This window comes from Pseudomonas sp., assembly GCF_026224925.1.
Lineage (GTDB): Bacteria > Pseudomonadota > Gammaproteobacteria > Pseudomonadales > Pseudomonadaceae > Aquipseudomonas.
Window position 1 is genome coordinate 1 of record NZ_JAMFRV010000048.1, and the last position, 5,362, is coordinate 5,362.

The 5,362-nt window shown below is 54.7% G+C and carries 5 protein-coding genes; 1 reads left to right on the forward strand and 4 read right to left on the reverse strand.

All coding sequences use genetic code 11. The features are described 5' to 3' along the window. From M0974_RS02165 to M0974_RS02175, 3 genes are all read right to left on the reverse strand, one after another. Window positions 1-257, reverse strand: a 257-nt coding sequence (locus tag M0974_RS02165; RefSeq protein ID WP_297832106.1) for an OprD family outer membrane porin, incomplete at its 3' end; no start/stop codon positions are given. Window positions 258-820: 563 nt separating this feature from the next. Further along, window positions 821-2,278 carry a mannose-1-phosphate guanylyltransferase/mannose-6-phosphate isomerase gene (locus M0974_RS02170; RefSeq protein WP_297832109.1) on the reverse strand — a complete coding sequence of 486 codons (1,458 nt, stop codon included), beginning with the start codon at window positions 2,276-2,278 and terminating at the stop codon, window positions 821-823. Further along, a complete protein-coding gene (locus tag M0974_RS02175) occupies window positions 2,278-3,711 on the reverse strand; it encodes an undecaprenyl-phosphate glucose phosphotransferase (RefSeq protein ID WP_297832111.1) in 1,434 nt (477 codons plus the stop codon). The genes M0974_RS02170 and M0974_RS02175 overlap by 1 nt, the downstream gene beginning before the upstream one ends. A 393-nt stretch (window positions 3,712-4,104) precedes the next feature. Here M0974_RS02175 and yegS point away from each other — a divergent pair, with 393 nt between their 5' ends. Beyond that, window positions 4,105-5,013 (forward strand): lipid kinase YegS, encoded by a 909-nt coding sequence (yegS, locus tag M0974_RS02180; RefSeq protein WP_297832114.1) that lies wholly within the window; start codon window positions 4,105-4,107, stop codon window positions 5,011-5,013. A gap of 4 nt (window positions 5,014-5,017) precedes the next feature. Here the strand turns inward: yegS and M0974_RS02185 are convergent. Further along, the coding region (locus tag M0974_RS02185; protein ID WP_297832117.1) for a LuxR C-terminal-related transcriptional regulator at window positions 5,018-5,362 on the reverse strand (345 nt) is incomplete at its 5' end.

Here is a 5,362-nt window from a genome sequence, read left to right on the forward strand (position 1 = left end):
ATGGCATCGACACCGAAACCTACCGGGCCTTGGGTGTAGCCTGAGGTGAAGTCCAGCTGAAACCCTTGGCCCCACTCAGCCTGATAGTTCTGGCCGGAGGCTTTTTGCGCGGCAGTGGCCGAGTCACGGTTGTCGGTATTGATATAGAAGTTGCGCAGTTTAAGGGTGGCCTTGCTGTCTTCGATAAACCCGGCAGCGCTGGCCTGTTGAACCAGAACGCCGATGCTGATAGCCAAGCCAAGCGTGGACTTTTTCACTGTGTGTTACTCCTTTTGAATCTATTTTTATACTTCCCTGAGCCCGAACATTCTGCCGTTGGGACAAGGACGCCCGATAGGACCAGGCCCGACCTAAGTCAATGGTGTTCTGGTCATTTCGAGACTAGCGAGTGAGGGATGTGGACGAGCGGCAGCACAATAAGTGAAAACGGACAAATCTAAAAGAAACCATTAAGTTGCTTTTTAGATCTAAAAGTTATAGTTGTATGCGCACGAAAAAACCCCGCGCGAGTGTATCGGCAGAGTGATTAAGGATCGAAATTAAATTGTAATAAGATGTTTTAGCTACAGGCGTTGCTAGTAGGTGAGGTCTTAATTGCGCTTGGTCTATTAGCTCACGCTTCCAGTCCTCTGGGTGCTGACTCAACGTTGTGTTCGGTCAAAATAAACGGCAGCCCGCTGCGTTGCAGTTGTTCTTCAAAGAATTGGTACATGGGACGACCGCGTGCTGCCATGCTGGACAACACGTGGTATTGCCTTTGCCGTCAGCCAACGGAGCCGGTTTTCATCATTAGATAAGGGGCTCCGATGGGGTGGTTTTGTCAGAGCTTGGCTATTTCCACGGGAACACGACCGTAGATGTCAGTAAAGCGGACAATATCGTCCTCGCCCAGGTACTCGCCGCTCTGCACTTCAATCATCACCAGGTCGATGACCCCAGGGTTGACCAAGCGGTGTGTGCGCCCAGGTTTGATGAACGTTGACTCATTGGTGTCCAGCAGGAATTCGCTTTCGCCATTAGTCACGCGGGCCATGCCACTGACGACAACCCAGTGTTCGCTGCGGTGATGGTGCATTTGCAATGACAGCGAACCTTCGGGGCGTACAACAATCCGTTTGATTTTGAAGCGTTTTCCTTCTTCGAGAACGGTGTAGGTTCCCCACGGGCGGGTCACTGTGCGATGCAAACGGTACGCATCGTGACCTTGGCGCTTGAGTTCCTTGGCGATGAAACGTACGTCTTGGCTGCGTTTCGCGTCGGCGATCAGCAATGCATCCGGGGTGTCGATAATGATCAAGTCATTCAACCCGATCCCGCCGACCAAGCGTCGTGGTGAATCAATGTAGCAGTTGGTGACGTCGCGCAATACGGTCTGGCCGTTGCACTGGTTGCCATCAGCATCTGAGGGGCTCAACTCACGTATGGCCTGCCATGAGCCGATGTCGCTCCATCCAAGTTCACACGGCACCACGGCAACTTTTTGCGACGGTTCCATGACTGCATAGTCGATGGAGATGTCTGGAGTCAGGCCGAAAAGTTCGCCGCTCAATTCCAACTGCAATTCCTGATTGCCCACTTTGCTGGTGCTATGTTCCATGCAGGTGCGAACGCTGGCCAGTACTTCTGGTGCGTGCTCTTGCAGCTCGCGCAGCATGGTGTCGGCGCGCATGCAGAACATCCCGGCATTCCACAGATGCAGCCCACCGTTCACGTAGTCCTGAGCGGTTTCGACATTGGATTTTTCGACAAAACGCTCCACTTGATAGGCAGACGTATTGAGCATCTGACCCTTTTCGATGTAGCCGAAGCCGGTTTCAGCCTTGGTCGGAATGATGCCAAAGGTTGCCATCCAACCTTCATCTGCCAGGGCGCGCGCAACGCTGACTGCCGAGGCGAAGGCGGATGAGTCGGTGATCAGATGATCGGCAGGCAGGATCAACAGGTGAGCGTCCTCGCCATACAGCCCCGCCACGTGCAGCGCTGCGGCAGCAATGGCGGCCGCCGTATTGCGACCAAAAGGCTCGAGGATGAAGTCCAGTTTCGCGCTGGTCTTGTTCAACTGCCGATAATCGTCCACGGTGCGGAAATACACATCGCGGTTGGTAACGGTCAAAATCCGGTCGACAGTGGGCAAGCCAACGGCTCGCATGAAAGTCTTCTGCAACAGGCTTTCTCCATCTGGCAAACGCATGAATGGCTTGGGCATGGCTTCGCGGGAAACCGGCCACAAACGAGTGCCGGCGCCGCCAGCGATTATGCAAGGGACGAGGATGCTCATTAGAAAGCCTCACGAGTGAATAGCACTGCTGGAACAGTGCGAAAAAGAATGTAAAGGTCGAACCAGACCGACCAGTTCTCTATGTATTCAAGATCTAATTCGACACGTTTTTCGATTTTTTCCAGGGTGTCCGTTTCTCCCCGATAACCATTGATTTGCGCCAGGCCGGTGATGCCTGGCTTGACCCGATGGCGGGACATGTATTCCTCGACCGCTTCCTCGAACAGGATGCCCGCAGCTTTGGTCGCGGTGGCGTGGGGGCGGGGACCGACCATCGACATACTGCCCCCCAAGACGTTGAACAACTGCGGTAGTTCATCGAGGCTGGTTTTGCGAATAAATCGGCCGACGCGGGTGATTCTCGAGTCGCCGCGAGTGGTTTGTTGTTCAGCGTTCGCGTCGGCCTGATGCTGGTGCATCGAGCGAAACTTGCACACTTCGATCAAGCGGTTGTTGTAACCGTAGCGTTTCTGCCGAAACAGCACGGGACCCGGGGAGTCGAGCTTGATGGTGATTGCCACCAGCAGCATGACCGGTGCAAGCACCATCAGCGCAATGCTGGCGAGCAGCATGTCTTCGAGTCGTTTGTAGAACGGCGACCACCCGCTCAAAGGCATGTCCGATGCATTGAACATCGGCAAATTAGCGACTTCCGTGATTCGGTTACGGGCGTGGTGGAACGCGACCATGTCTGGAACTAGCAACACGTTGACGGGCAGCCTGCGCAGTTCGCGGATGATGTCGTCCATGCGGTTTTCTGCGGACCACGGCAACGCTACCAGCACTTGGGTTACTTTCTCTTCGCGAATCAAGCGCTCCAGATCGCCGGAATTTCCCAGCAGCGGCAGTTTGGCCACCGTCATGGGCATGCGCCCGATGCGGTCGTCGATAAACCCGGAAACCCCGGAGCGGATGTCCTGATTCTGCTCCAGGTATTCAGCCAGGCGCTGGCCGTTTTCGGTTGCGCCGAGAATGATCGCGTTCTGCAGAAAGAAGCCTTTTTGCATAAGCCGCTGGAACACCATTAACAAGATCAGCCGCTCAACGCCGAATAGCACGAAACTGGTGGCATACCAGAGAAGCAATTGAATGCCGGAGATGTAATTGAACAGCAAGAGGGTCTGATGCATAAACAGCAACAGGCAAAATGCCGAAGTCCAAGCGAACAGCATCAATCGGAAGCGTAGCAAGTTAGTGAAGATCGCTTCCGAGTAGACCCCCATTGCCTGGAAGATCAGGATGCCGATAAAGCCAAAAAACATCAGCACTGCCAGGTAGTCTTTCAGCGCACCGGAGTCGTCCTGCCAAAACGCCAGAATTAATAATCCAGGCAAAATACACGTGACGCCATGCACCAGACGAACGCCGAATAAGAAATATTCGACGACGCTGGTGTGTGTCAGCAAAAGACTGTTGACCGGTTGCGAGCGCATAAAACTCCTATCCCTTAGTGTCTATGAACCAGTGCCGGATCCAGATCTAAACCGGCGGATACTCATCAGATAAGCCAATAAAATGACTTTTGCGCTATTTATTTCCGTGAAAGCCAATATTCTGTCGAATAAACCACAGCCATCGATTGCTTTTCAACGGGCATCTGTCCGAACGGCACAAATTTATTCAAAAGAGGTAGGCGTTTCGGCCGTGAAACAGCTTAAGCACTCATATGAATGTGTCGTTAAAGTCTGTAGTACCCAGCAGATAGGGGGGATTATTGCGCTGAGGGAGGTAAAGGCAAAAAAATAACGGGTATTGGGGCTTTTTTCAGCCAGTGCGCGGTCACAGTCTTCGCGGGGACATTGGTCTGTAGCTTGGGAAGTATTGGAATGACACAGCACAAGGCACTTTTGATACTCCACGGTAAGCAAGCCCTTAACGAAGAGGTGCGCGCTGCGGTTGGCGCCAAGCGTAAGGAAGGCTGGCAGCTTGAGGTGAGGGTGACGTGGGAGGCGCACGACGCGCAGCGTCTGGTATGTGAAGGGTTAGCGGCGGGGCACCGAAAAATCATTGCCGGCGGCGGCGATGGAACGCTGCGGGAAATTGCCGAGGCCTTGGTGTTGGCCGATTCTCGATACAAGGATGAGATCAGCCTGGTGCTGTTGCCCATGGGCACTGCCAATGATTTTGCGCGTGCGGCCGGGGTGCCGATGGAGGCCAAGGCTGCTTTAGACCTGCTTGATGTTGCGCCGAGCAACGTGGACGTGGGCGATGTGAACGGGCAGTTGTTCCTGAACATGGCGACGGGTGGCTTCGGCAGCCAAGTGACCGCCAACACGTCCGAAGACTTGAAGAAAGTGCTGGGCGCCGCCGCCTACCTGTTCACCGGTCTTTCACGGTTTAGCGAGTTGCGTGCAGCGTACGGCGAATTGACCGGGCCTGATTTTCATTGGCGTGGAGATTTGCTCGCGCTGGGCATTGGCAATGGTCGACTGGCCGGGGGAGGGCACGTGTTATGCCCTGGCGCACTGGCCGACGACGGTTTGCTCGACATCAGCATTTTGCCTGCGCCGCAAGAAGTTGTAGGCACGCTAAGAGGGCTGGTCGAAGGCGGACTGGGGATCGACAACATGTTTGTCCGAGCCCGCTTGCCCTGGGTCGAACTTAAATCCACCCAGGAACTGGGCATCAACCTCGACGGCGAACCTTTGAGCGGCGAAAGCCTGCGTTTTTCTATTCGGCCAGGAGCGCTGCGGGTGCATTTGCCCGCGCACTCACCGCTGTTGGGCAACGCATAGCCGATTAATCGTCGAGACTTATGATGTGTTCACGAACGCAAAACAGCACCAAACCCGCCACGTCATAGATCTGCAGTCGCTTCATGATTTGTGAGCGATGGGTTTCAATGGTTTTGATACTCAGCGCGAGACCGATGGCGATTTCCCGGGTCGATTTGCCGCGAACGATCAGGCGTAGGACTTCCAGTTGGCGCCCCGTCAGGTTGTGATTGTCAACGGTATCAGTGCGATTCACCTGCGCGCTGCTCAGAGCCTGATCGATGACGGTGTGGGCGATGGCAGGGCTGAGGTAGCGCTCATTATTGCGCAAGGCGTCCAACGCTTGTTCCAGCTCGGTGCCGGTGGCGTC